The organism is Cryobacterium sp. BB736, assembly GCF_014980265.1.
In the GTDB taxonomy this organism is placed as follows: Bacteria; Actinomycetota; Actinomycetes; order Actinomycetales; family Microbacteriaceae; genus Terrimesophilobacter.
Genome location: NZ_JABXWQ010000004.1, coordinates 98,621 through 119,720, shown reverse-complemented (window position 1 = coordinate 119,720; position 21,100 = coordinate 98,621). Strand labels below are relative to the sequence as shown.

Below are 21,100 nucleotides of genomic sequence, written 5' to 3'. Positions count from 1 at the left end.
CCATTGCCGGATTCGGTAGGCCGACATCGTGTCGCCGTGCCAGCATGTGGGGATGCCGCAGGCGACACCCACGCCCCAGTCCCTTCAGGGGCCGGAGTTCCGGTTCGGCGCGCTGGTGACGGTGCTGGCCGTGGTCGGCGGCGCGATGTGCGTCATCGGGATCGCTCTCGACGTGTACCTCGGTCTGACGGGCGCCCGGCAGTCGCTTCCGATCCTCGGCGCGCTGGTGGATGCGTTTCATCCGAATGGCGAGTCGAACCTGTTCGCGTGGTACTCCGCGTTCCTGCTTGCCCTGCTCGCCGTCGTGTTCGGCATAGCCATGCTCGTCAACTGGCGCACGCGCGAACGGCTGCCGTTCGCGGTCATGGCCGGAGCAGCGATTGTGCTGTCGGCGGGAGAGGGTGCCGCGCTTCAGGACCGGCTCAGGAACCTGCCGGCGACGCTGGGTATCGACGTCTCGTTCGCTTACCTCTGGCTTGTCATCGCCGCGCCCGTCGCGGTGGCCGTGGGGGTGTGGCTGACCTGGGTGGCTCGGTCGCTGGATCGGGTGCTGCGGCGCCGGCTGATTCTTGGCGGTGCGCTGTACCTTGCCGGCGCGATCGGGATCGAGGCACTCGGCGGATTGCTGACGACAGCCGACGTCGGACTCAACAGGGACGGACTGTTGATTATCGGCGACATCGCGGTGCTGGTGGAGGAGTCATTGGAGGTCGCAGGCGTGCTGGTGGCGCTGTGGGCGGCGCTCGATCGGCTGGGCGCTCGGAGCGGACCGGGCGGCTCACTGGTCCTATGGTACAGATGACACATGTTCGCTGACAGCTTGCTGCTCGTGGCGGGGGTCGTCGGCATCCTCATCGCGACGCCCGGCGTGCTGCTGTACGGCGGCGGGCACTGGCGGATGCTGTGGCCGGCTGCCGTGACGCTGTTTGCGCTGTGGTGTCTGGCAGGCATCGCGGCGGCGCTGGCCGGATGGCAGCCGTTCGGCTTCGCCGTGCTGGTTCCCGCCGGAGGTTTCGTGGCCGGGATGGGCGTCGCGATGGCCGCGTGCGAGAGGTTCGGCCCGTCGGCGGCCGCCGGGGTTGCGGTTGCGTTCTCGGTGCTGGTCTTCCTGCCGCTCGCGCTCGTTGTGTTCGGTGGCGGCGGCATGTGGCTGTACCGCACCGCAGGTGCCCTGGACTTCGCGGGCGCGCTGCCGGTGGCCATCGGCGGCGGCGTGTTCCTGCTCGTGCTCGCGTTCAAGGACCGCGGAGCTCCCGCGGTGTGGCATCCGCGGGCGGTGATCGGAGTTGCTCTGCTGTGGGCCTCGAGCATTGTCGCGGGCATCGGCTTCGAGCTGCGGGTGGATGAGCTCACCCCCGTGATCGCACTGAACAGTGTGCTCACTCCCGCTGCGTCGGCCGTGGCGGTCGTGGTGGTCGAGCGGCTGAAATCGGCGCGGAATTCGGGGGAGGGCTTCGCCGCAGGGGTCCTCGCCGGGGTGGCGGGCGCGCTCGGAACCAGCGCGTACCTCGAACCGGTCAGCGCAGTGATCCTCGGCCTCGTGGTCGGGACGGTCTGCGGCGCTCTCTTCAAGCCGTGGCCGGCCGCTGCCGGGTTGGGTGCTCCGCTGCTGATCGGCGGGCTTTGGGGCCTCCTGTTTCTCGGAGTTTTCGCGCTCGGTCCTGGGTTCGTGTATTCGGGCCAGCCCACCCAGTTGGCCAGCCAGTTCTCGGTGACGGCGCTTGCGACGGTGTTCGCGCTAGTCCTCTCGATGCTCATCGCCACGGTCGCGTCGCTGCTGCAGCGCGGCCGCTGACAGGGCCGGGGTGCCTTCGGGTGGCGGCGCCCGGCCCTGCGACTAGGGGAGTTGCGTCATCCGCTCCAGCGTGAGCGGCGGTCCGTCATGGGACTGGAGCACGAGCACGTCTCCGTCGCACTCGAAGCGGTCGATGTCGGTGAAGCCATTGGTCATCGACTGGGCACCGGTGTCCGCTTCGATCGCCTGGCCGTTGAAGGTCCAGCGCATCTCGAGGGCCATCTGCCAGTCCTCGCCGGCGGCGTGGATGTACTGACCCTTCACGGTCCACATTCCGGACGCCTGCCCCGTCATCGTTCCGACCACATCACCGACCTCTGTCGGCATCCGCATGGCGAACGCGGTTGGGATGACGATCAGCCCGAAGCCGTGCTCAATGAACTCGTAGACGATGCTTCCCTCGGCGATGATCTGGAAGTCACTGGCTCCGGCTCTGGCCACCGCTTGGTCGAAGAACTCCTGGAGCGCCGGCGTCTCGGCCACCCAGGCGCCGGTCACACACTCCATCGCGGCACGTTCCGCCGCGGCCTCGTTGTCATCGGGTGCAGCCGCACCCGGGTTGTCGCCCGGGCCAGCGGGCTCCGTTCCGCCCGGTCCCGGAGTCGCGCAGCCGACGAGCAAGAGCACCGTGGCAGCAACGACAGCCAGGGCCGACGAATGCCGGCGCAGCCTCATTCCAGAGCTCCGATGAAGCTGAACTCGGTGTGGAGCGAGTCGGTGTCCACCGTAAGCGTCGCCATGTACGCCCCAGCCATCGCGACGAGCGAAACCTCGGGATCACCCGGCTCTGGATCCGGGAACGTGCTGTCCATCATCCAGCTGATCCCGGCCGCTGCCAGCGCGTCGGCATACTCCTGCGCGGCAGCCAGGTTCGGGACGGTGAACTCGATGGTGTAGATGCCGCCCTCGCCGAGGATGTTCTCGCCGGTGTACTCCGAGGTGATGGTGTGCGCTGGGCGCGGCAGCGCGGCCGGCCACGGCCACCCGGGACTGATCATGAAGGTGCCGGTGTCGCTGTCTGTACCGGGGCTGTCCACGTTCGCTGGCTGGACCGTGTCGGGGCCGTCTTCCGGATCGCCGGAAGGTGGTTGTGCCGTGCAGCCGACGAGTCCGGCCAGGAGCAGCACTGCGGCGCTGGAAGCAGCAAGCTTCGATCGGATGCTCATGGTCAGTCCTCCCGAACTTCGAGGTTGTACTGGAATCCGGTCGGCCAGTCGGTCATGCCGAGGCCCAGTATCACCCGGCGCAGCGGCCCGTAGTCATTGGTCTCGACACTGTCGAAGGTCATCACGCGGACGCCGTCGTTCTCCCAGTCCTCCTCGAGGGTCCAGTCGCTCTTGCTCTCGTACCACGCAATGACCTCCTCGCCGGCCTTGACCGATGACAGGTCGTAGACGAGGTAGAAGCTGGATCCGCTGCGCATCGCGGTGACCGGATGCCCATCCGGCAGCGGGAGTTCGCCGGGCCATCCACTCGGCATCTTCACGATCGTGTACCCGCCGTCGATGGCCTCTGGGCTCAAACCCTTGGTCGCGGGATCGCCTCCGGGCTCTGGGGCTTCGACCTCGACATCCGGCTCGGTCTCCACGATGTTCTCGGCGATGTCTTCGACCGGGTCGATCGCCGGGGACGAACAGGCGACAAGGGTGAGGAGGGTCACGAGAGCGGTGACCGAGGTCAACCCGATGGAGGTGCGAGCGTGCATGAGGCCTCTTTCTTGGCAGGACGTTAGGTCGCCGACGCCGCGCGCCGGCCTTTGACAGGCTGGCAGAGCGACTCGCGCACGCAATCAGTAGGAATTACGTACGCGCGCCGACCACTACGATCAGAGCCGTGTCAGGTCTCTGGAGCCCTACCGCCCGGCCGGAATGGCCGTTTGTGCCGCGTCCGACCGCGGCTGCGGAGATCTCGGATGGCCTGGGTCGTCTGCCGAGCCGGGTGCAACTGATCGTCGGAGCGGCCGGTGTCGGCAAGACCGTACTCGCATCCGAGGTCACGCGTGCCGTTGATGACCGAACCGTGGGACAGGTGATCGGGCTGGCCGAGCTCGCCGGGGTCCCGCTTGGCGCGTTCGGGCCGCTGCTTGCCCAATTCGGTATCCCTGCTGAGCCGGAGCGCGCGGTGCCCGCGCTGATGTCGGCGATCGGGGGCGCGGCGGAGCGCTTCCTGCTTGTCGTCGACGACATCCCGCGGCTTGATGACGTCTCCGCGGCCGCGGTGTATCAGCTTGTGCGCGCGTTCGGTGTGCCGACGGTGGCGACCGCGCGTCTCGGCGAGCGGTTCCCTGCGCCCATCCAGCGGATGGTCGATGAGGGTCTCACGGTTCGACATGACCTTGCCGGCCTGACACCGAGCCAGGTCGGCGAATTGCTAGACCGCCGATTCGACGCGCGCGTGAGCTACGCGGATGTGCAACGGCTCGCCAGGCGCACGTCGGGCAACCCGCTGTACCTGCGTGTGCTCGTGGAGAGCGCACAGTTGAGGGGCAAGGTCAGGCCAGAGGGCGACACGATCCGTATTGACGAGGGTGATGCGCCCACAGATCTGATCAACGCGATGGCGACCCGGTTGACAGGCCTCACCGACGAGCAGCGGCGCGTGCTGCGCCTGGCGGCGTTGCTGCAGCCAGTCAACCGCGGGATCCTGGCCGCCACAGCGCACGAGGCGGTACATGTGTCAGCGCTTGAGGAGCGCGGATTTGTAGCGGCCGAACTCGGTACAGACCGGATCCGCCTCACCCACCCGCTCATCGCCGAAGGCCTCGCGCAGGACGATCACGCAACGCAGGACATCGCGGAGGCCGTGTGCAGGCTTCGTGCCACCGGGGATGACCGTGACCGACTTCACGCCGTGCGGCTCGAGCTGCAGGGCCTCACGCCGCCACCGATCGGTGAGCTTGCGTGGGGGGCGGGGTACGCGTACGGGATGGGGGATCTCGTCATGGCGGCGGACTTCGCGACGGCTCTGCTCGCTCGCGACGCCGACCGGGCCAGTCGTTGCGCGGCTCTTACCACCCTCGCGAGTACCCAGTCCTTGCTTGGCGAGCACACCGCGGCTGAGGCCGCTTTCGCTGAAGCCGAGGCGCTCGCTCACACGCCCCAGGAGCTTGCCCTCGTTGCGGTCCGCCGAGGCGAGCACTTGTCCTATCGCCGCTACGACCTGGCCGGCGCGGTTGCCCAGGCCGAGCGCATCCGGGCTCGGATCAACGCCGAGTCCGAGGCGCTGGATGAATCGCTCAAGCAGTGGGATGCCTCCCTAGACGTGATCGCCGGGATGCCACTGCTGGGGCGCCTGGCGTTCCGTGTGAACCCGGAACTTGCCATCCGGTCGGCCATCCTTCTGGTGGTGTCTCGGTCCACCCGCGGCGACCTTGCTGCGGCGCGCTCCGCGATCGATGAGTTGTCGCATATCCAGGACCAGATCGGTCAGGTCGACCCGCTTGCCTCGGCGGCCCTGGGGTTTGCGCGGTTCGTGGAACTCATCTGCGACGGCAAGGTGAAGGAGGCGGCCGAGTACGTCGAAGCGCGCCGCATCGACGCGGACGACGGCATTGGCATCTACACGATGCTCTTGGGCAACCTGCGCCAGTGCGGCGGGCGGCTCGCCGACGCGGAACGTCTGACCACCCTGGCGGTGGACCAGCTGCGGTGGCGGGACGGACTCGGGCTGCTCGGCGTTGCTCTCGGGTACCAGGCGAATGCGATCGCGAAACAGGGTCGCGTCGAGGAGGCGCAGCGTCTGCTCGACGCGATGACGCCCGCGCAGCGCACCGCGCGCAACGCGTACATCCAGGTTGCGGAGGCGCAGGCGTGGATTCGCGCCCACTCCGGAGACCTGGACGGCGCCGTCGAGGTCGTCGAGCAGGCGATCACCGGGCAGGGGGATCGCGGTTCCGCGTTCCTGGCTGCGCTGGCCGCGTGCATCCCGATTCGGCTAGGGCACTTCGACCGGGCAGCCACCATGCTGGACTGGATCAGCGAACGCTCGCCGACCGAACTGGAGATCGTCCGCTGCATCCAGGAGCTCGCGGTGGCACTGCGCGATCGGGATCTCGAGGTGCTGCCCGGCGTGCTGAGCCGTGTCGAGGCATCCGGTCAGGAGCCGACGGTGCTCGACGCGATCACACAGGCCCTGCGGATGCGCCCGTCAGCTGAGCTGCGGCGCAAGCTGGAGCTGATGATGGTGCGGATCGCGTCGGTCGTCGACGAGCAGCCGTTCCATCGTGCGCCGCCGCCGCTGCTCAGCCGGCGTGAGCTCGAGGTCGCGCGTGCAGCATCGGCGCGGGAACGGTCGCGGGAGATCGCCGAGCGACTGGGAACCTCTGTGCGCACCGTCGACACCCAGTTGCAGTCGGCCTACCGCAAGCTCGGGGTGTCATCGCGTGACGGCTTGCGGGAGGCTCTCGCCGAGGTGGGGTTGCTCGATTCCGACGAGTGACGGAATGGCCGCAGCGCAAAGCAGGTTGTGCCGCTCATGAGTGAACACCACAACAGCGGCGATGCGGCCGAGATTCGAAGGCTGGTTGCCGAGGCCGTTCGGCTGCAGAGCGACGAAGCATTCGTCGGGCTGCACACGGATGACGTTCGGATCGTGAACATCGCGGGCCGCCGGGTGCGAGGCCGGCCCGCCCTGGCTGACGCGATGAGCGCTGCGCTGGCGTCGCCTCTCGCGGACGTCCTGACGACGGTTGACGTGGAGGACATCGTCTTCCTTCGACCCGATGTCGCGATCGTCAGCTGCGTGAAACACGTGCACGATGGTCGCGACGGCGGTGCAGCGCTCCCGGCATCCGGAAGCCTGACCTATGTGCTCGTGCGGGAAGGGGAGTGGCGGATCGCATCCGCACAGACCACGCCGATCATCGTCTGACGGGTGGCGGGGGAAGTGCTGGTGGGCGATACCAGACTCGAACTGATGACCTCTTCCGTGTGAAGGAAAACCGGAACCCCGGAATCGAAGAGTGGACCCTCAGTTGCCGGAGTCCGACTCGTCGATGATCCCACCCCGCCTTTGGGGCAAACCAGCCGAAAGACACTGGCGTCACCAACCGACAACTGGAACGACCGAGCCCGTCACCGCGAGGATCACCGCGGCTACCCGCGCGGCCCGCGTGTCCTCGATCGTTCTGGTACCCGGACCGACCTCATCAGCTCCAAGGCGGCTTGCGGTTGTCGGAGGCCGGTCAGCTGCCCCAGGAACTCCCGTCGGTGGGATCCTTGCGAGCGCCCCACCGGGCCTCGAAGTACCGCCGCAAAGCTTCCGTCCGTGCCATCGCCTCGGGCGTTGAGGAGAGCCTGATGAAGTGAGTTACTGCGGCGGCGTACTCGACTGCATCGCCTTTGAAGGTCGGCATCTTGGGCGGTCGGCCGTACGCGAGCAGCAATTCGACAAGCTCCGGGGATATCCGACCCAGGTGCTTCTTGTTCCGACCGAACGCGGCGGCGAACTCATCGACTGGTGATGGGGCCCTGTGATCCTTTGCCACGGCTCCGATTGTGTCATGGGCCTTCACCCAACTGAACCTTGACCCAAGAACCTCGGGAATCAACGATTTCCGGGCCCTTCTGTTGTGGGCGATACCAGACTCGAACTGATGACCTCTTCCGTGTGAAGGAAGCGCGCTACCAACTGCGCCAATCGCCCTCGCCGGCCGGGCCGACCACACAATCTTGCCATAGGTTTGGCGACACTCGTCACGGAATTGCCGTGGGTGGCGCGCATCGGTTAGAGTCTTCAAGCACGCAGAAATGCGAGCAAATGCGGATGTGGCGCAGTGGTAGCGCATCACCTTGCCAAGGTGAGGGTCGCGAGTTCGAATCTCGTCATCCGCTCGAGTGGGAAGTGTCAGCCTCGCTGGCGGGTCCCGCCATGCGGTGGAGTGGCCGAGAGGCGAGGCAGCGGCCTGCAAAGCCGTATACGCGGGTTCAAATCCCGTCTCCACCTCCAGGCTTCACAACCTGGGCGATTGGCGCAGCGGTAGCGCGCTTCCCTGACACGGAAGAGGTCACTGGTTCGATCCCAGTATCGCCCACCAGAGCAAACCCCCGGGAAATCCGGGGGTTTTTGCGTTGAGCCAGCTTTCCCCGCCGAGACTGCAGAAACCGGCCGAATGGCCCGCGAAGGCGCCAGAATCTGCAGTCTCGGTGGGTGTCTAGAGTTCGCGGATCACCCTGGCCGGGTTGCCCACCGCGACGACGTTCGCCGGCAGGTCCTTGGTGACGACCGCTCCCGCCCCGACCACCGTGTTTTCACCGATCGTCACGCCGGGCAGCACAATCACGCCACCGCCCAGCCACACGTTGTCACCGATGACGATCGGCTCCGCCGCCTCCCACTTGTCGCGGCGCGATTCCGAGTCCAGCGGATGCGTCGGCGTGAGCAACTGCACATTCGGCCCGATCTGCACGTCGTCACCGATCGTGATCGGCGCGACGTCCAGGGCAACCAGCCCGAAGTTGGCGAACGTGCGCGAACCGATCCGGATGTTCGTGCCGTAGTCCACGTACAGCGGCGGACGGAGGACCGTGTCCTCACCGATCGCCCCGAGCAGCTGACCGAGCAACTCACGCCTCAGCGGTCCCTGCCTGCTTGTCGTCGCGTTGTACGCGGAAGCCAGATCATGCGCTGTGTCCGCCGCCTCCGCCATCTCGGGGTCGCCGGCGATGTACAGGTCGCCAGCAGCCATCCGCTCCATCATCGAACGGCCGTCGGACTGGTTCGGATCAGTCATGCATCCACGGTAATCCGCCGGAATGTGCTCAACCGAACCGGGTGACCAGCTCGTTCCGGATCGCCATCCCAGCCGCCGCCGCCGCGCTGTGGCTCGGATGGGTGCCGTCGGCACTCGCGCCTTCGACCCAGCTGTTGTCGAGTGACCGCAAGGTGCGCCACGGGTCGATGTGAGTGATTCCGTGTGCGGTCGCATAAGCCGACAAGGCGTCGTTCCACACTCGAGCGCCGACCGGGTCGGAATCCAGCGGAGGAATCGCCGCGATCACGACCTCGTCAATCCCAATCATCTCGATCACCGCGGCGAGCCGAGCCAGACGATCCTCGACCGGCGTCGTGTGACGCACGTCGTTGGTGCCCGCCATGACCACGAGGACATCGGCATCCGTCGGCTTCACCGATGCGAGCATGAGCTCCAGCCGCGCCCCGGACAGCGCCCAGCCGCCACCGAGCTGAAGGTCGTCGCCCACCGCCGTGGTGATCCACGAGTTCAGCGGGTCTGAGTTGTACGGGGGATCCCACGCGGTGATGGAGTCCCCGACAGCCGCGAACGTCAGCGATCCATCGTCAGCGGTCGCAGCCGGATACGCGCAGCAGGCAAGGGCAGCGAGCGTTGCTGCGGCAAGGGTGAGCGCGACGGGTGATCTCATGGTTCTTGCGGAAGAGTACTGCCTCCGCGGCCGCGGCCCGGAATTGAATCAGAGCGAGTTCAGCGGCTCGATCAGCTGCGGACCCTCGCCGCGCAGCGGTGCGACCTCGTAGAAGTCGAGGGCATCGGCGACCGGTTGGGCCGCCTGCACTGCCGCGTCGAGGAACTTCTGGTCACCCTCCAGCTGGGGGTTCAGCCAGTCCGACCACCAGTCGCGCGGCAGGACCACAGGGTTCCGATTGTGGATCTCTGCGAGCTGCGGCGCAGCATCCATGGTCAGGATCGTCGCCGTCAAGACCCAGCGACTCTCGTCGTCATCAGCCTTGGAGTGATCACGCCACCACGAGTACAGGCCCGCGAACATCACCGGCTCGTCCTGGCCCGCGCTGATGAAGTAAGGCGTTTTCGTTGATCCGCGCGTCTGCCACTCGTAGTACCCAGTTGCCGGGATCAGCGCCCGCTTGGACTTCACCGACGGCGCGAAGGCGCTCTTGGTGGCCGCCTCCTCCGAGCGGGCGTTGAAGGTCGGGAACTTCAATTTGAGCTCTTTCGCCCATCCCGGAACGAGCGACCACCTGGCCGTTGAAGCGACGAGACCGTTCTTGGGGGAGTCGATCACCGTCATGATGGGGTCGGTCGGGCGGATGTCCCAGTTCGGCTGCCAGTCGCTGAGCCGCTTCACGCCGTAGAACTCCACGAACTCGGTGATCGAGTCGTTGGCCTTGTCATCAAGAGCGAACCTGCCGCACATACCAGCGATTGTTCCATGTGCCTCTGACAGGAGCGCGACTGAGGAATGCGATACCGTCTGAAACGCCACCAACCCGCGTGATCGGAGCCCTCATGCCGCTCGTCGACAACGCCATCTACCGCAACGGGGTACGCGTGCAGACGCCCGGCTCGCTTGAGGAGACCTACGAGCTCAATCGCGCAGAGAACGGGATGGCCTGGATCGGCCTCTACCGGCCGACGGATGCTGAGCTCAGTTCTGTGGCGGCGGAGTTCGGGCTTCATCACCTCGCGGTGGAGGACGCGAGAAAGGGACACCAGCGGGCGAAGCTTGAGCGCTACGACCAGACCCTCTTCGCAGTACTCCGGCCGGCACGCTACCTGGACGAGGAAGAGGCGGTGGAGTTTGGAGAGCTGCACGTGTTCGTCGGACCAGATTTCGTCGTGACCGTGCGACACTCGGAGACTCCGAACCTTGCGGATGTCCGCGTACGGCTCGAGCGGTCGCCGGAGCTCCTGGCACTCGGCCCGGAGGCAGTCCTCTATGCCATCGTCGACGAGGTCGTCGATGAGTACGAGCCGGTGGTTGCCGGACTCGAGGACGACATCGACGAGATCGAAGACCAGCTCTTCGGCGAGGCTGACGATGAGATCCTGGCGCGGCGGATCTACGCGCTCTCTCGCGAAGTGATCCGCTTCCAGCGGGCAGTGCATCCCCTCGTTGAGATGCTGGAAAGCCTGCTCCGTGGTGCGGACCGTTATGCGGTCGAGGTGGAGCTGCAGCGCTCCCTACGAGATGTGCTCGATCACGTTGTGCGAACCGTCGACCGGGTGGATTCCTATCGGGCGTTGCTCGACAATGCTCTCCAAGTGCAGTCAACGCTCGTCACCCGAGGGATGACGCGCACCAGCGTGGAGCAGAACGAGCAGGTCAAGCGCATCACCGCGTGGGCGGCCATCCTGTTCGCGCCGACGCTCATAGGAACCATCTACGGCATGAACTTCGAGCACATGCCAGAACTCGCGTGGTCGGTCGGCTATCCATTCGCTCTTGTGCTCATGGCGTTGCTGAGTGGAGGGCTGTACGCCGTGTTCAAGGCCAAGCGCTGGCTGTAGCTGCGACGCGGGTAAAAACTAGGGTGCGAACTAGGGGTGAAACACCCTCAAACTCGTTGCCCGAGCGCACCGGCATCTGACAGCATTCCCGGTTGGGTTGCGATCAGGCAAGGTTCCGTTTCGCGACACAGTGGAGCTTCGCGAAGCACAGTGAAGCGACGTTCCGACTCCCCATCACCCGCACCATCCCTGCATCCGTTCGTCCTGAACCAAGGAGATCCCTTTGTCACGAACCACCACGCCACGCCGCCACGCGTCGCGACTCATGCGCGCCACGGCCGTGGTCGCTGCAGCCGCCGTCATGCTGACCGGCTGCACGCTGTTCCCGGCCGATCCCGTCGCGCCGGTCGAGAACACCGACAACACGGTCGATTACCAGCGGACCGAGATCACGATCCCCATGCTCGCGGTCAGCGGCAGCACCGGTTCCATCTTCGAGCAGACGATCAGCGTCAAGCCGTCCGAGGATGGCAAGTTCTCCATCGACATCTCCGAGGACGAGGTCGGCGGCTTCGGCGACATGTTCCAGGGAGCAGCGTGGAGTTCTGTGATGGTGGCGACCCTCCTGACTGGTGCCGACATCACCAACAACTACCGTTTCGCCCTTCGGGGTCGTGGCGACGGACCTAGCGCCGGCGGCATCACCACCGCAGGCCTGCTGAGTCTCATCCTCGGCGACGAGTTCCTTCCCGACGTCGTCATGACCGGCACCATAACGCCGAGCGGCACCATCGGGCCAGTGGGCGGCGTTCCCGAGAAAGTTACCGGGGTCGTCGACGCTGATGGCGACTACACGAAGGTGCTCATTCCCGCGGGATCGCGCAACTCCATGAACACGCAAGGTCAGGTCGTCGACGTGGTCGAGTACGGCCGCAAGAACGGCCTTGAGGTCGTCGAGGTCGGTGACATCTTCGAGGCCTACTTCCACCTCACCGGTAAGGAGTTGCCCGCTCCGTCTGCGGCGCGTGGACTCAAGGTGACTGAGCCCGGCTACACACGCTTCAAGACCGCGACCGAGCGCCAGCTCAACGACTTCAACCGTGCGGATCTCGAATTCACCGCGCTTACCGACGGCATCCAGGAGGCGGCGTGGGAGAGCTACATCGAGGCGCTCATCATGGCCGACGAGGCAGACCGTCTGCTCAGCCAGGGCCTCCCCGGCGGAGCTTTCATCGAGGCGATGAACGCCAAGAGCCTCATGCAGGCGCTGGCGGGCGCTTACGGTATCGCTCAGGACGCCCTTATCAACGGTGGCGGGGTGCTGGACCGCGAGTTCAGCAGCATCGGCACCGTGGAACGCGTGTTCACCGGCTTCCTTGACAGACTCGACACCTTCAAGGTGGAGACGCTCTCGGACGCCGAGGCCATCACTACCGCATACGGTAATGCGTTCGACGCGTTCACGCTGTACCTCTTCGCGAGCTCCTCGATCGAAGAGATCTACGCGGCGCTCGACGCCGGCGCGTACGGGTCGATCGAGGAGGTCATCAACGACTCCCTCTACCCGCTGCTGCTGCTCGAACTGTCCGTCACGCAGGTCGAGGCGGCCGAAGCGATCTTCGAAGTGGGCCGCGATCTGGACAGCCCGGCCATCTCTGAGAACGCGAATGTCGCTGATATCGCATCGTTCTTCCGCCGGGCCGCGGACGCGAACCTGGAGGCCTTCACGACCACAGAGGTTGCGCCGCTTGCCGAGAACTACGGATACTCCGACCAGGTGATCAAGGACATCCTGAGCGAGCGTGACATCGCCGTGGCCCTGGCGTACACGGCATCCGACACGATCGGCATGATCACCAACTACCTCGGCAAGGAGAACCCCAACGCTGCCTACGCTGAGATGGGCTACGGATGGCGCAACTACGCCCGCAACGCAGGACTGATCGAGAAGTACGCGCAAGGGCAGATGGACGGCGACTTCAACATCGTCGGCGTTCGCTCGGACTCCTACCTCAGCAACGCGCTCGAGTTCTCGGCCGACCAGGTGTCGAGCTCGGTGAGCGTCCTGGAGGGCAAGGAGTACACGCCGGTACTGATCGTCGGAGCCTTCGAATCGGCCGGCATCGACCGTGAGGGCGACCTCACGGACAAGTTCTTCGCGATCGAGTCGAATACCGGCTCGTTCGCGATGGCCCGCGTGCTCGCCTACCTCGGTGGCTTCCCGACGGAGGGCTACCGCCGCTAGATAACACGCCAGCGTGGGTCGCCTATTGCCAGGCGACCCACGCTGCGTTTAAGTGCTCACGGAACCGGGCCAGGTCCGCTATGACATCCGCCGCGGATTCAACGCGCGGCGTGAGGCCAGCAGACTGGCCTGCGTAGACCGGAGCGACTGTGACGTCGCCGGATGCTCGCGCGGCGTTCATCCGGTCTGTCAGCTCATCTTCGGAGTCGACCCGCTGCTGCAGCTCGTCGATGCGGTCGGCCCACTCTTCGGTGAAGGGGTTGCGGATGGCTCGCCCGCCGAACTCGGAGGGCCACGGGATGCGCTGGGCCACGTCGAATGCGCGCGTATAGACGGTGTCGTCGACGGCGGCGGATGCGATGGCCTGCTTGAGCGAGTCCGCCGACAGCGACTCGGTGCAGGCGGCAAACCGGGTGCCGACCCAAGCCGCGGCAGCGCCCGCCGCGAGAACCGCCGCCACACCTCGGGCTGTTGCGATGCCGCCGGCCGCTATCACGGGCTTGTCGGTGCGATCGAGGACGAGTTGGAGCAGGGGGAGTGTCGCCACCTCGCCGCGGCCGTGCCCGCCGCCCTCGCTTCCGCGGCAGACGATCAGGTCGATGTCGGCCTCGATGGCGCGATCGACATCTTCTGCGTTGCCGACCTGCATGGCGGTGGTGACGCCGGCGTCTCTCGCAAGCTGGGCTGCCGGTCCTGGGTCGCCGAAGCTGATGCACAGCAGGTCCGGCTTGTGGTCGAGGACCATGCGCACGGGGTCGAGGCCGCCATCGAGAACCCAGGCCATCATGCCGGCTCCCCACGGGCGTCCGGATGCTGCCGCGAGCGGGACCTCGCGTGCGAGCCACTCCTCGGTGATGGCACCGGCGATGCCGATCATGCCGAAACCGCCCGCGGCGGAGACAGCGCCTGCCAGGCGCCCGCCTGCCGCGCCGGCCATCGGGGCATTAAGGATGGGTTGGGCGAGGTCGCGCAGAAGGGACATGTCCGCAGTCTAGGCACCGCCGTTTCGCCGGAGCCCTCGTCGCTCAGCGGTCGAGCTTCCCTTGGTGGTTGACCTTCGTCGAAACCCCTTTTTCAAGGGGTCGCAAACGGTCCTTCCGGCGCAGATGAGGGCCTCTTTCTGACCCCGGGTGGAAGCTTCAGTGGCGTGGTGCTCGATAGGCGTCGGTGGCGTCTTGTCCTCCACAGGTGGGCTCGAAAGTTGTTTCTAACAGATTCTCAAATATGCTTGTGTAGCTGTGTTCGAGGCTGGGACAATGGGTGCATGACCAGTTCCGCAGCTACGTTCAGCACCACGCTTGAGGTGGCGCTGAAGGCGAACGCCCGCCTGGGTGCCGAAGCTGCCGGCGGTCGTGGGCTTTCGGACTCCGCATTGTTGGCGGCGCAGCGGTCGGTGGCGGAGGCGAAGCGCAGTCTTGATGCTTGCGCGTCGGTGCTGGCCGGTGAGGTGGTGCGCCGCTCATCGGTGGAGGCGGGGTTCGGTGGGTTGGCCCGGAAGGAGGGGTTCCGCACCCCGGAGGCGCTGATCCGTGGGGTGACCGGCTCGACTGCCCGGGAGGCGACCACCCTGATTCGGGTCGGCAGCATGCTCAACGACGCCGACCTGCTGAACAACGCCGAGACCGCCGGCATCGATGACACGGCGGGGCTGGCCAGCATGATGACCGAACCCTGGCTGGCCGCGGTGGGGAGGGCCGTCGCGGCCGGGGCGCTGTCGGTGGCCGGTGCCGAGGCGATCCGCACCGGGCTGGGCCGGCCGGGACCCGGTGTCACGACCGAAGACTTGACCGCCGCGGCAACCAAGCTTGTTGCCACCGCAACTGAGCGTGCGGCCGGCACCACGCCGGGTGGCGCACTGGACGCCGAGCAGCTGCTGCGCCTCGCCCGGACCGCCCGGGACGACCTGGATGCGGCAGGGATCGTGGAGCGGGAGCGGCAGCGCCGTGCCTTGCGGTCGTTCCGGCGGTGGAAGCGCGATGACGGGATGACCCGCTACACCTGGGACCTCGACCCCGAGGGTGCCGCCCTGATCGATGACGTCTACGACAAGCTCACCTCACCACGACGCGGCGGACCGCGCTTCACCACCGGTCCGGAGCAGGCCCGGGCGGAGCAGATTATTGCCGACACCCGCACCACCGAGCAGCTGGCCTCCGACGGCATGCTGGAGCTGATCCAACTGGCCCTCGACACCGACCCGCAGAGTGTGGTCGGGGTGAACCGGCCCGCAGTGCGGGTGCTGGTGGCCGCCACAGACCTGACCGACCGGACCGGTCGGGGCTGGATCGAAGGACAGGACTACCCGGTGTCGATCGCCACCGTGGAACGCAACGCCTGCCTGAACGGCATCGAGCTGATCGTCTTCGACGACCGCCCCCTCCCCGTCAACCTCGGCCGGGAGCAGCGCTTCTTCAACCGGGCCCAACGACGACTGCTGGCCGCCCGCGACGGCGGCTGCGCCTGGCCCGACTGCGACCGACCCCCGGAATGGACCGAAGCCCACCACATCCGCTGGTGGGAACGCGACGGCGGAACAACCGACATCGACAACGGCATCCTGCTCTGCCGCCACCACCACCTGCTGCTGCACGACGAGGGCTGGGAAATCGAAACCCGCGACCACGACCCGCTAGCCCGCTTCTGGCTCATCCCACCCCGCGACATCGACCCCACCCAGACACCCAGGCCGATGCCATCCAAATCACCGGCACTGAACGACGCCCTCACCCCCGGCGGGCGACATCACGCCACCTGAAGCGCGTAGGGAGAACTCTGCCCACCGCCATCGGTGGTCGAGCTTGTCGAGACCAATCAGGATCTCGACAGGCTCGATCACCGGGAGGCTCGACCACGGGGAGGCTCGATCACCGGGAGGCTCGATCACCGGGAGGCTCGGCCACCGATGGAGAAGCGGCTGTAGGCGTGCGCCCACGCCACTAAAGTTGATCCAATGAGCCACCAGACGGGATTCGACCTCTACAGTGACCGCACCATCGTCGCGATGCGCGTCAATGGCGAACTGAAGGACCTCGCCGCCACCGTCACTGACAGCGACACCGTCGAACCCGTCACCATTGACTCGCAGGATGGCCTCAACATCCTCCGCCACTCTGCGGCCCACGTCGTCGCCCAAGCGGTGCAGTCGATCAATCCGGAAGCGAAGCTCGGCATCGGCCCACCCATCACCGACGGGTTCTACTACGACTTCGACGTCGAGGAACCATTCACGCCAGAAGACCTGAAGGCCATCCAGAAAGAGGTGGACCGCATCATCCGGTCCGGCCAACGCTTCCAGCGTCGGGTCGTCACCGAGGACGAAGCACGCACCGAGCTGGCAGGCGAGCCGTACAAGCTTGAACTCATCGGGCTCAAGGGCGGCTCGGCCGAAGCCGGTGACGCGGGGGAGAGCGTCGAAGTCGGCGGCGCAGAACTCACGATCTACGACAACGTCGACTCGAAGTCCGGCGAAACCGCCTGGAAGGACCTCTGCCGCGGACCCCACCTTCCGAACACTCGCATGATCGGCAACGGCTACGCCCTCACGCGTGTCGCCGCCGCCTACTGGCGCGGGTCCGAGAAGAACAAGCAGCTCCAGCGCATCTACGGCACTGCCTGGCCGAGCAAGGACGAGCTGCGCGAGTACCAGCAGCGACTCGAAGAGGCTGCCAAGCGCGACCACCGCAAACTCGGTGCAGAGCTCGACCTGTTCTCCTTCCCCGAGGAAATCGGCTCCGGACTGCCGGTGTTCCACCCCAAGGGCGGCATCATCCGCAAGGAGATGGAGGACTACTCCCGCCGCCGCCACGAGCAAGCCGGCTACGAGTTCGTCTACTCGCCGCACATCACCAAGTCGAACCTGTTCGAAGAATCCGGGCACCTCGACTGGTACGCCGACGGTATGTTCCCGCCGATGCACCTCGACGAGCTGCGCGGAGAGGACGGCGAGATCACCAGACAGGGCGCCGACTACTACCTCAAGCCGATGAACTGCCCATTCCACATCCTCATCTACCGGTCGCGTGGGCGCTCCTACCGCGACCTGCCGATGCGCGCGTTCGAGTTCGGCTCCGTCTACCGCTACGAGAAGAGCGGCGTCGTGCACGGCCTCACCCGCGTGCGCGGGATGACTCAGGATGACGCGCACATCTTCACCACGCGGGAGAACATGCGCGAAGAGCTGCGCATGCTCCTCGACTTCGTGCTTGACCTCCTCAAGGACTACGGCCTGAACGACTTCTACCTCGAACTGTCCACCAAGGACCCCGAGAAGTACGTCGGCGACGACGCGGTCTGGGACGAGGCAACCGCCACCCTGCGCGAGGTGGCGGAGGAATCCGGCCTCGAACTGGTACCCGATCCCGGCGGTGCCGCGTTCTACGGCCCGAAGATCTCCGTGCAAGCACGCGACGCGATCGGCCGCACCTGGCAGATGTCGACCATCCAGCTCGACTTCAACCTCCCAGAGCGTTTCGGCCTCGAGTACACGGCAGCGGATGGCACGCGCCAGCGCCCGGTGATGATCCACCGCGCTCTGTTCGGGTCCATCGAGCGCTTCTTCGGCGTGCTCACCGAGCACTACGCCGGCGCGTTCCCGGTCTGGCTCTCGCCCGTGCAGGTCGTCGGCATACCCGTCGCCGAGGAGTACGAGGAGTACCTCGGCTCGGTCATCGAGCAGCTGAAGAACGCCGGTGTGCGTGCAGAACTCGACGACTCCAACGACCGGATGCCGAAGAAGATCCGCACCCACACCAAGCAGAAGGTGCCATACCAGCTCATCGCAGGCGAGGAGGACCGGGCCAACGGCGCAGTCAGCTTCCGTTACCGCGACGGCACCCAGGACAACGGCGTGCCCGTCGCCGAGGCGATCCAGCGCATCCTGAGAGCAATCGAGACGAAAGCCCAGGTCTGATGGACAGCGGGCGCAGTTACTCGCCGGAGGAGTTCCACGGCGCGGAGTTCGCGAGCGATTTCGCCGGAGTTCCGGATGCCTTCCAACGGCTGTGGACACCGCACCGGCTGGTCTACATCCAGGACGGCCAGCAGCCGGCCAAGGACGAGTGCCCGTTCTGCCGCGCACCCGGTCTCGAAGACGAGCAAGCTCTCATCGTGGCGCGCGGCAAGCACGCGTACGCCCTGCTGAACTTGTACCCGTACAACTCCGGGCACCTGCTGGTGTGCCCGTACCGGCACATCGCAACGTACGACGAAGCGAGCCCGGAAGAGGTCGCCGAGATCGGCAGCCTCACCCAGACCGCGATGCGCGTGCTCAAGAAGGTCGCCCACTGCGACGGCTTCAACCTCGGCATGAATCAGGGTCGCATCGCCGGCGCGGGCATCGCAGAGCACCTGCACCAGCACATCGTTCCGCGCTGGGCGCTCGACTCCAACTTCTTCCCGATCGTCGCCGGCACGAAGGCCGTTCCGCGGCTGCTCGGCGAGGTTCGCGACGAGATCGCCGCGGGCTGGCCGACCGGTGATGACTGAGCGTTACGCGGCGTGCTTCTGCCGTCCTCCGCGGCGGTAGAATGACCTAATGACCATCACCAACGACTCCAACACCGAACTGGGCACGAGCCGCGTCAAGCGCGGCCTGGCAGAGATGCTCAAGGGCGGTGTGATCATGGACGTCGTCACGGCGGATCAGGCGAAGATCGCCGAAGACGCCGGCGCAGTCGCTGTCATGGCGCTCGAGCGCGTGCCCGCCGACATCCGCGCGCAGGGCGGCGTCGCCCGCATGAGCGACCCCGACCTCATTGACGCGATCGTGAGCTCCGTCTCCATCCCGGTCATGGCGAAGGCCCGCATCGGCCACTTCGTCGAGGCGCAGGTGCTGCAGGCGCTCAAGGTCGACTACATCGACGAGTCCGAGGTGCTGAGCCCCGCCGACTACGTCAACCACATCGACAAGTGGCAGTTCAACGTTCCGTTCGTGTGTGGCGCGACCAACCTGGGTGAGGCCCTGCGCCGTATCACCGAGGGTGCTGCGATGATCCGCTCCAAGGGTGAAGCTGGCACCGGTGACGTCTCCGAGGCGACCAAGCACATCCGCACCATCACCGGCCAGATCAACGAGCTCAAGTCGAAGACGAAGGACGAGTTGTACGTCGCCGCAAAGGAACTGCAGGCGCCGTACGAGCTCGTCGCCGAGGTCGCAGCGACCGGAAAGCTTCCCGTCGTGCTGTTCACCGCCGGTGGCGTCGCAACGCCAGCCGACGCGGCGCTCATGATGCAGCTCGGCGCCGACGGTGTCTTCGTCGGATCGGGCATCTTCAAGTCGGGCAACCCCGAGCGTCGGGCAGCAGCGATCGTCAAGGCGACAACGTTCTACGACGACGCCGAGGTCATCGCGGATGTCTCGCGCGGGCTGGGTGAGGCCATGGTCGGCATCAATGTCGCCGACCTCGCTGCACCGCACCGCCTCGCCGAACGTGGCTGGTAACGACACGCTGACAGTCGGAGTGCTCGCCCTCCAGGGCGACTTCCGCGAGCATCTCGCGGTGCTCAGGGGCTTCGGCGCCGACGCGGTGCCTGTGCGCCGCCCGGAGGAGCTCGACAGCATCGACGGGATCGTCATCCCCGGTGGTGAGTCCACCGTCATCGACAAGCTGTCGCGCATCTTCGGCCTCGCCGAGCCGCTCAAGCGCGCGCTGGCCGAGGGGCTGCCCGCGTACGGCACGTGCGCGGGGCTGATCATGCTGTCCGCACGCATCGTCGACGGCATCGCGGGCCAGGAGAGCCTCGGTGCACTCGACATCGATGTGCGCCGCAACGCGTTCGGGTCCCAGACAGAATCGTTCGAAGTCGACCTCGAGGTCCCGGCGATCGGAGAACCGCCGCTGCACGCGGTGTTCATCCGGGCCCCTGTGGTCGAACGGGTCGGCGACGGGGTCAAGACCCTCGCGACATTGAGAGACGGACGAGTCGTCGCGGTCGAGCAGGGGAATCTGCTCGGCACGTCCTTCCATCCGGAGATGACGGATGACCACCGCTTCCACCGCTATTTCCTGGACAAGGTGCGCGCGGCTCGCTGACGCGGCTCCCTAACCGGCTGCCAGACACCGCTGGCGTAGAATTACGGGCGGTAAACGCGCACCCGGGGCAGACCCAAGCGGTGCGTCGACGAAAGGGACGTTAGTGGCCGGTCACTCCAAATGGGCAACGACGAAGCACAAGAAGGCCGTCATCGACGCGCGCCGCGCGAAGTCCTTCGCGAAGCTCATCAAGAACATCGAGGTCGCAGCCAAGATCGGCGGTGCTGACCTTTCCGGCAACCCGACCCTCGTCGACGCCGTGCAGAAGGCGAAGAAGACGTCGGTCCCCAACGACAACATCGACCGCGCGATCAAGCGCGGCGCCGGCCTCACCGGCGAGACGATCGACTACCAGACGATCATGTACGAGGGCTACGCCGCGGGCGGCGTCGCCCTGCTGATCGAGTGCCTGACCGACAACCGCAACCGCGCAGCAGCGGAGGTCCGCACCGCGATGACCCGCAACGGCGGCACCATGGCCGACCCAGGCAGCGTCGCCTATAACTTCAACCGCAAGGGAGTCGTGTCGATCGAGAAGACTGACGGGGTCTCCGAGGACGACATCCTGCTCGCGGTGCTGGACGCCGGGGCAGAGGAAGTCATCGACCGTGGCGCCGGCTTCGAGGTCGTCACGGAGCCGACCGACCTGGTCGCGGCCCGCACCGCGCTGCAGGAGGCGGGCATCGACTACGACTCCGCTGAGGCCGAGTTCGTGCCGAACCTCAGCGTAGAGGTCGACATCGAGACCGCGCGCAAGGTGTTCAAGCTCATCGACGCGCTCGAGGATCTCGACGACGTGCAGAACGTCTACGGCAACTTCGACGTGCCTGCCGAGGTGCAAGCGCAGCTCGACGAAGAGGAGTAGG

The 21,100-nt window shown here is 66.3% G+C and carries 20 protein-coding genes and 4 tRNA genes; 15 read left to right on the top strand and 9 right to left on the bottom strand.

Annotated features, from left to right (window positions below):
• Positions 1-52: 52 nt before the first annotated feature.
• Together IRG63_RS10100 and IRG63_RS10095 are read left to right on the top strand one after the other, a co-directional pair.
• On the top strand, positions 53-802 hold the full coding sequence (locus IRG63_RS10100; RefSeq protein ID WP_193510039.1) for a hypothetical protein: 750 nt from the start codon (positions 53-55) through the stop codon (positions 800-802).
• 3 nt (positions 803-805) lie between these two features.
• The gene (locus tag IRG63_RS10095) at positions 806-1,795 is read left to right on the top strand and encodes an ammonium transporter (protein ID WP_193510038.1); all 990 of its coding nucleotides are present in this window, start codon (positions 806-808) and stop codon (positions 1,793-1,795) included.
• A 42-nt stretch (positions 1,796-1,837) separates the two neighbouring features.
• Here the strand turns inward: IRG63_RS10095 and IRG63_RS10090 are convergent, their stop codons facing one another.
• The 3 genes from IRG63_RS10090 to IRG63_RS10080 are packed head-to-tail and all read right to left on the bottom strand — an operon-like array spanning position 1,838 to position 3,500.
• On the bottom strand, positions 1,838-2,470 hold the full coding sequence (locus tag IRG63_RS10090) for a hypothetical protein (protein ID WP_193510037.1): 633 nt from the start codon (positions 2,468-2,470) through the stop codon (positions 1,838-1,840).
• Positions 2,467-2,961 (bottom strand): hypothetical protein, encoded by a 495-nt coding sequence (locus tag IRG63_RS10085; RefSeq protein WP_193510036.1) that lies wholly within the window; start codon positions 2,959-2,961, stop codon positions 2,467-2,469. The genes IRG63_RS10090 and IRG63_RS10085 overlap by 4 nt, the downstream gene beginning before the upstream one ends.
• Positions 2,962-2,963: 2 nt before the next feature.
• On the bottom strand, positions 2,964-3,500 hold the full coding sequence (locus tag IRG63_RS10080) for a hypothetical protein (RefSeq protein ID WP_193510035.1): 537 nt from the start codon (positions 3,498-3,500) through the stop codon (positions 2,964-2,966).
• A 128-nt stretch (positions 3,501-3,628) separates the two neighbouring features.
• Here IRG63_RS10080 and IRG63_RS14110 point away from each other — a divergent pair, with 128 nt between their 5' ends.
• Positions 3,629-6,232 carry a LuxR family transcriptional regulator gene (locus IRG63_RS14110; protein ID WP_193510034.1) on the top strand — a complete coding sequence of 868 codons (2,604 nt, stop codon included), beginning with the start codon at positions 3,629-3,631 and terminating at the stop codon, positions 6,230-6,232.
• Positions 6,233-6,268: 36 nt separating this feature from the next.
• The gene (locus IRG63_RS10070) at positions 6,269-6,664 is read left to right on the top strand and encodes an SgcJ/EcaC family oxidoreductase (RefSeq protein WP_168627376.1); all 396 of its coding nucleotides are present in this window, start codon (positions 6,269-6,271) and stop codon (positions 6,662-6,664) included.
• A gap of 313 nt (positions 6,665-6,977) precedes the next feature.
• Here IRG63_RS10070 and IRG63_RS10065 read toward each other — a convergent pair whose 3' ends face one another.
• Positions 6,978-7,280: a hypothetical protein gene (locus IRG63_RS10065; protein WP_227412042.1), complete on the bottom strand. Its 303-nt coding sequence runs from the start codon at positions 7,278-7,280 to the stop codon at positions 6,978-6,980.
• 85 nt (positions 7,281-7,365) lie between these two features.
• Positions 7,366-7,438 (bottom strand) — tRNA-Val (locus tag IRG63_RS10060).
• Positions 7,439-7,554: 116 nt separating this feature from the next.
• On the opposite strand from IRG63_RS10060, the gene IRG63_RS10055 reads away from it, so the two are divergent.
• From IRG63_RS10055 to IRG63_RS10045, 3 genes are all read left to right on the top strand, one after another.
• A tRNA-Gly gene (locus IRG63_RS10055) sits at positions 7,555-7,626 on the top strand.
• A 41-nt stretch (positions 7,627-7,667) separates the two neighbouring features.
• Positions 7,668-7,741, top strand: a tRNA-Cys gene (locus tag IRG63_RS10050).
• Between the two features lie 13 nt (positions 7,742-7,754).
• A tRNA-Val gene (locus IRG63_RS10045) sits at positions 7,755-7,829 on the top strand.
• 117 nt (positions 7,830-7,946) lie between these two features.
• Here the strand turns inward: IRG63_RS10045 and IRG63_RS10040 are convergent.
• Genes IRG63_RS10040 through IRG63_RS10030 form a run of 3 tightly spaced genes read right to left on the bottom strand, consistent with a single transcriptional unit; the run spans position 7,947 to position 9,924 of the window.
• Positions 7,947-8,525: a sugar O-acetyltransferase gene (locus IRG63_RS10040; protein WP_168627352.1), complete on the bottom strand. Its 579-nt coding sequence runs from the start codon at positions 8,523-8,525 to the stop codon at positions 7,947-7,949.
• A gap of 28 nt (positions 8,526-8,553) precedes the next feature.
• Positions 8,554-9,174: an SGNH/GDSL hydrolase family protein gene (locus IRG63_RS10035; RefSeq protein WP_193510032.1), complete on the bottom strand. Its 621-nt coding sequence runs from the start codon at positions 9,172-9,174 to the stop codon at positions 8,554-8,556.
• Positions 9,175-9,222: 48 nt separating this feature from the next.
• Positions 9,223-9,924, bottom strand: a complete 702-nt coding sequence (locus tag IRG63_RS10030; protein ID WP_193510031.1) for an SOS response-associated peptidase — start codon at positions 9,922-9,924, stop codon at positions 9,223-9,225.
• Positions 9,925-10,016: 92 nt separating this feature from the next.
• Between IRG63_RS10030 and corA the strand changes: the two genes are divergently transcribed.
• Entirely contained in the window at positions 10,017-11,018 is a 1,002-nt protein-coding gene (gene corA / locus IRG63_RS10025) for a magnesium/cobalt transporter CorA (protein WP_168627349.1), read from the top strand.
• Between the two features lie 223 nt (positions 11,019-11,241).
• The gene (locus IRG63_RS10020) at positions 11,242-13,203 is read left to right on the top strand and encodes a S16 family serine protease (protein ID WP_193510030.1); all 1,962 of its coding nucleotides are present in this window, start codon (positions 11,242-11,244) and stop codon (positions 13,201-13,203) included.
• A gap of 22 nt (positions 13,204-13,225) precedes the next feature.
• Here IRG63_RS10020 and IRG63_RS10015 read toward each other — a convergent pair whose 3' ends face one another.
• The gene (locus IRG63_RS10015) at positions 13,226-14,185 is read right to left on the bottom strand and encodes a nitronate monooxygenase family protein (protein WP_193510029.1); all 960 of its coding nucleotides are present in this window, start codon (positions 14,183-14,185) and stop codon (positions 13,226-13,228) included.
• 282 nt (positions 14,186-14,467) lie between these two features.
• On the opposite strand from IRG63_RS10015, the gene IRG63_RS10010 reads away from it, so the two are divergent.
• The 6 genes from IRG63_RS10010 to IRG63_RS09985 all read left to right on the top strand — a co-directional run bounded on the left by IRG63_RS10010 (position 14,468) and on the right by IRG63_RS09985 (position 21,099).
• Entirely contained in the window at positions 14,468-15,958 is a 1,491-nt protein-coding gene (locus IRG63_RS10010) for an HNH endonuclease signature motif containing protein (RefSeq protein ID WP_193510028.1), read from the top strand.
• Between the two features lie 195 nt (positions 15,959-16,153).
• On the top strand, positions 16,154-18,112 hold the full coding sequence (gene thrS / locus IRG63_RS10005) for a threonine--tRNA ligase (protein ID WP_193510027.1): 1,959 nt from the start codon (positions 16,154-16,156) through the stop codon (positions 18,110-18,112).
• Positions 18,112-18,687, top strand: coding sequence for an HIT domain-containing protein (locus IRG63_RS10000; protein WP_168627342.1), 576 nt, complete (start codon positions 18,112-18,114; stop codon positions 18,685-18,687). Before thrS ends, IRG63_RS10000 begins: the two co-directional genes overlap by 1 nt.
• Positions 18,688-18,736: 49 nt before the next feature.
• Positions 18,737-19,642: a pyridoxal 5'-phosphate synthase lyase subunit PdxS gene (pdxS, locus tag IRG63_RS09995; protein ID WP_168627341.1), complete on the top strand. Its 906-nt coding sequence runs from the start codon at positions 18,737-18,739 to the stop codon at positions 19,640-19,642.
• On the top strand, positions 19,632-20,234 hold the full coding sequence (pdxT, locus tag IRG63_RS09990) for a pyridoxal 5'-phosphate synthase glutaminase subunit PdxT (RefSeq protein WP_370566232.1): 603 nt from the start codon (positions 19,632-19,634) through the stop codon (positions 20,232-20,234). Before pdxS ends, pdxT begins: the two co-directional genes overlap by 11 nt.
• Positions 20,235-20,337: 103 nt before the next feature.
• Complete coding sequence (locus IRG63_RS09985; protein WP_193510025.1) at positions 20,338-21,099, top strand: YebC/PmpR family DNA-binding transcriptional regulator; 762 nt, start codon at positions 20,338-20,340, stop codon at positions 21,097-21,099.
• The last annotated feature ends 1 nt before the right edge of the window (position 21,100 follow it).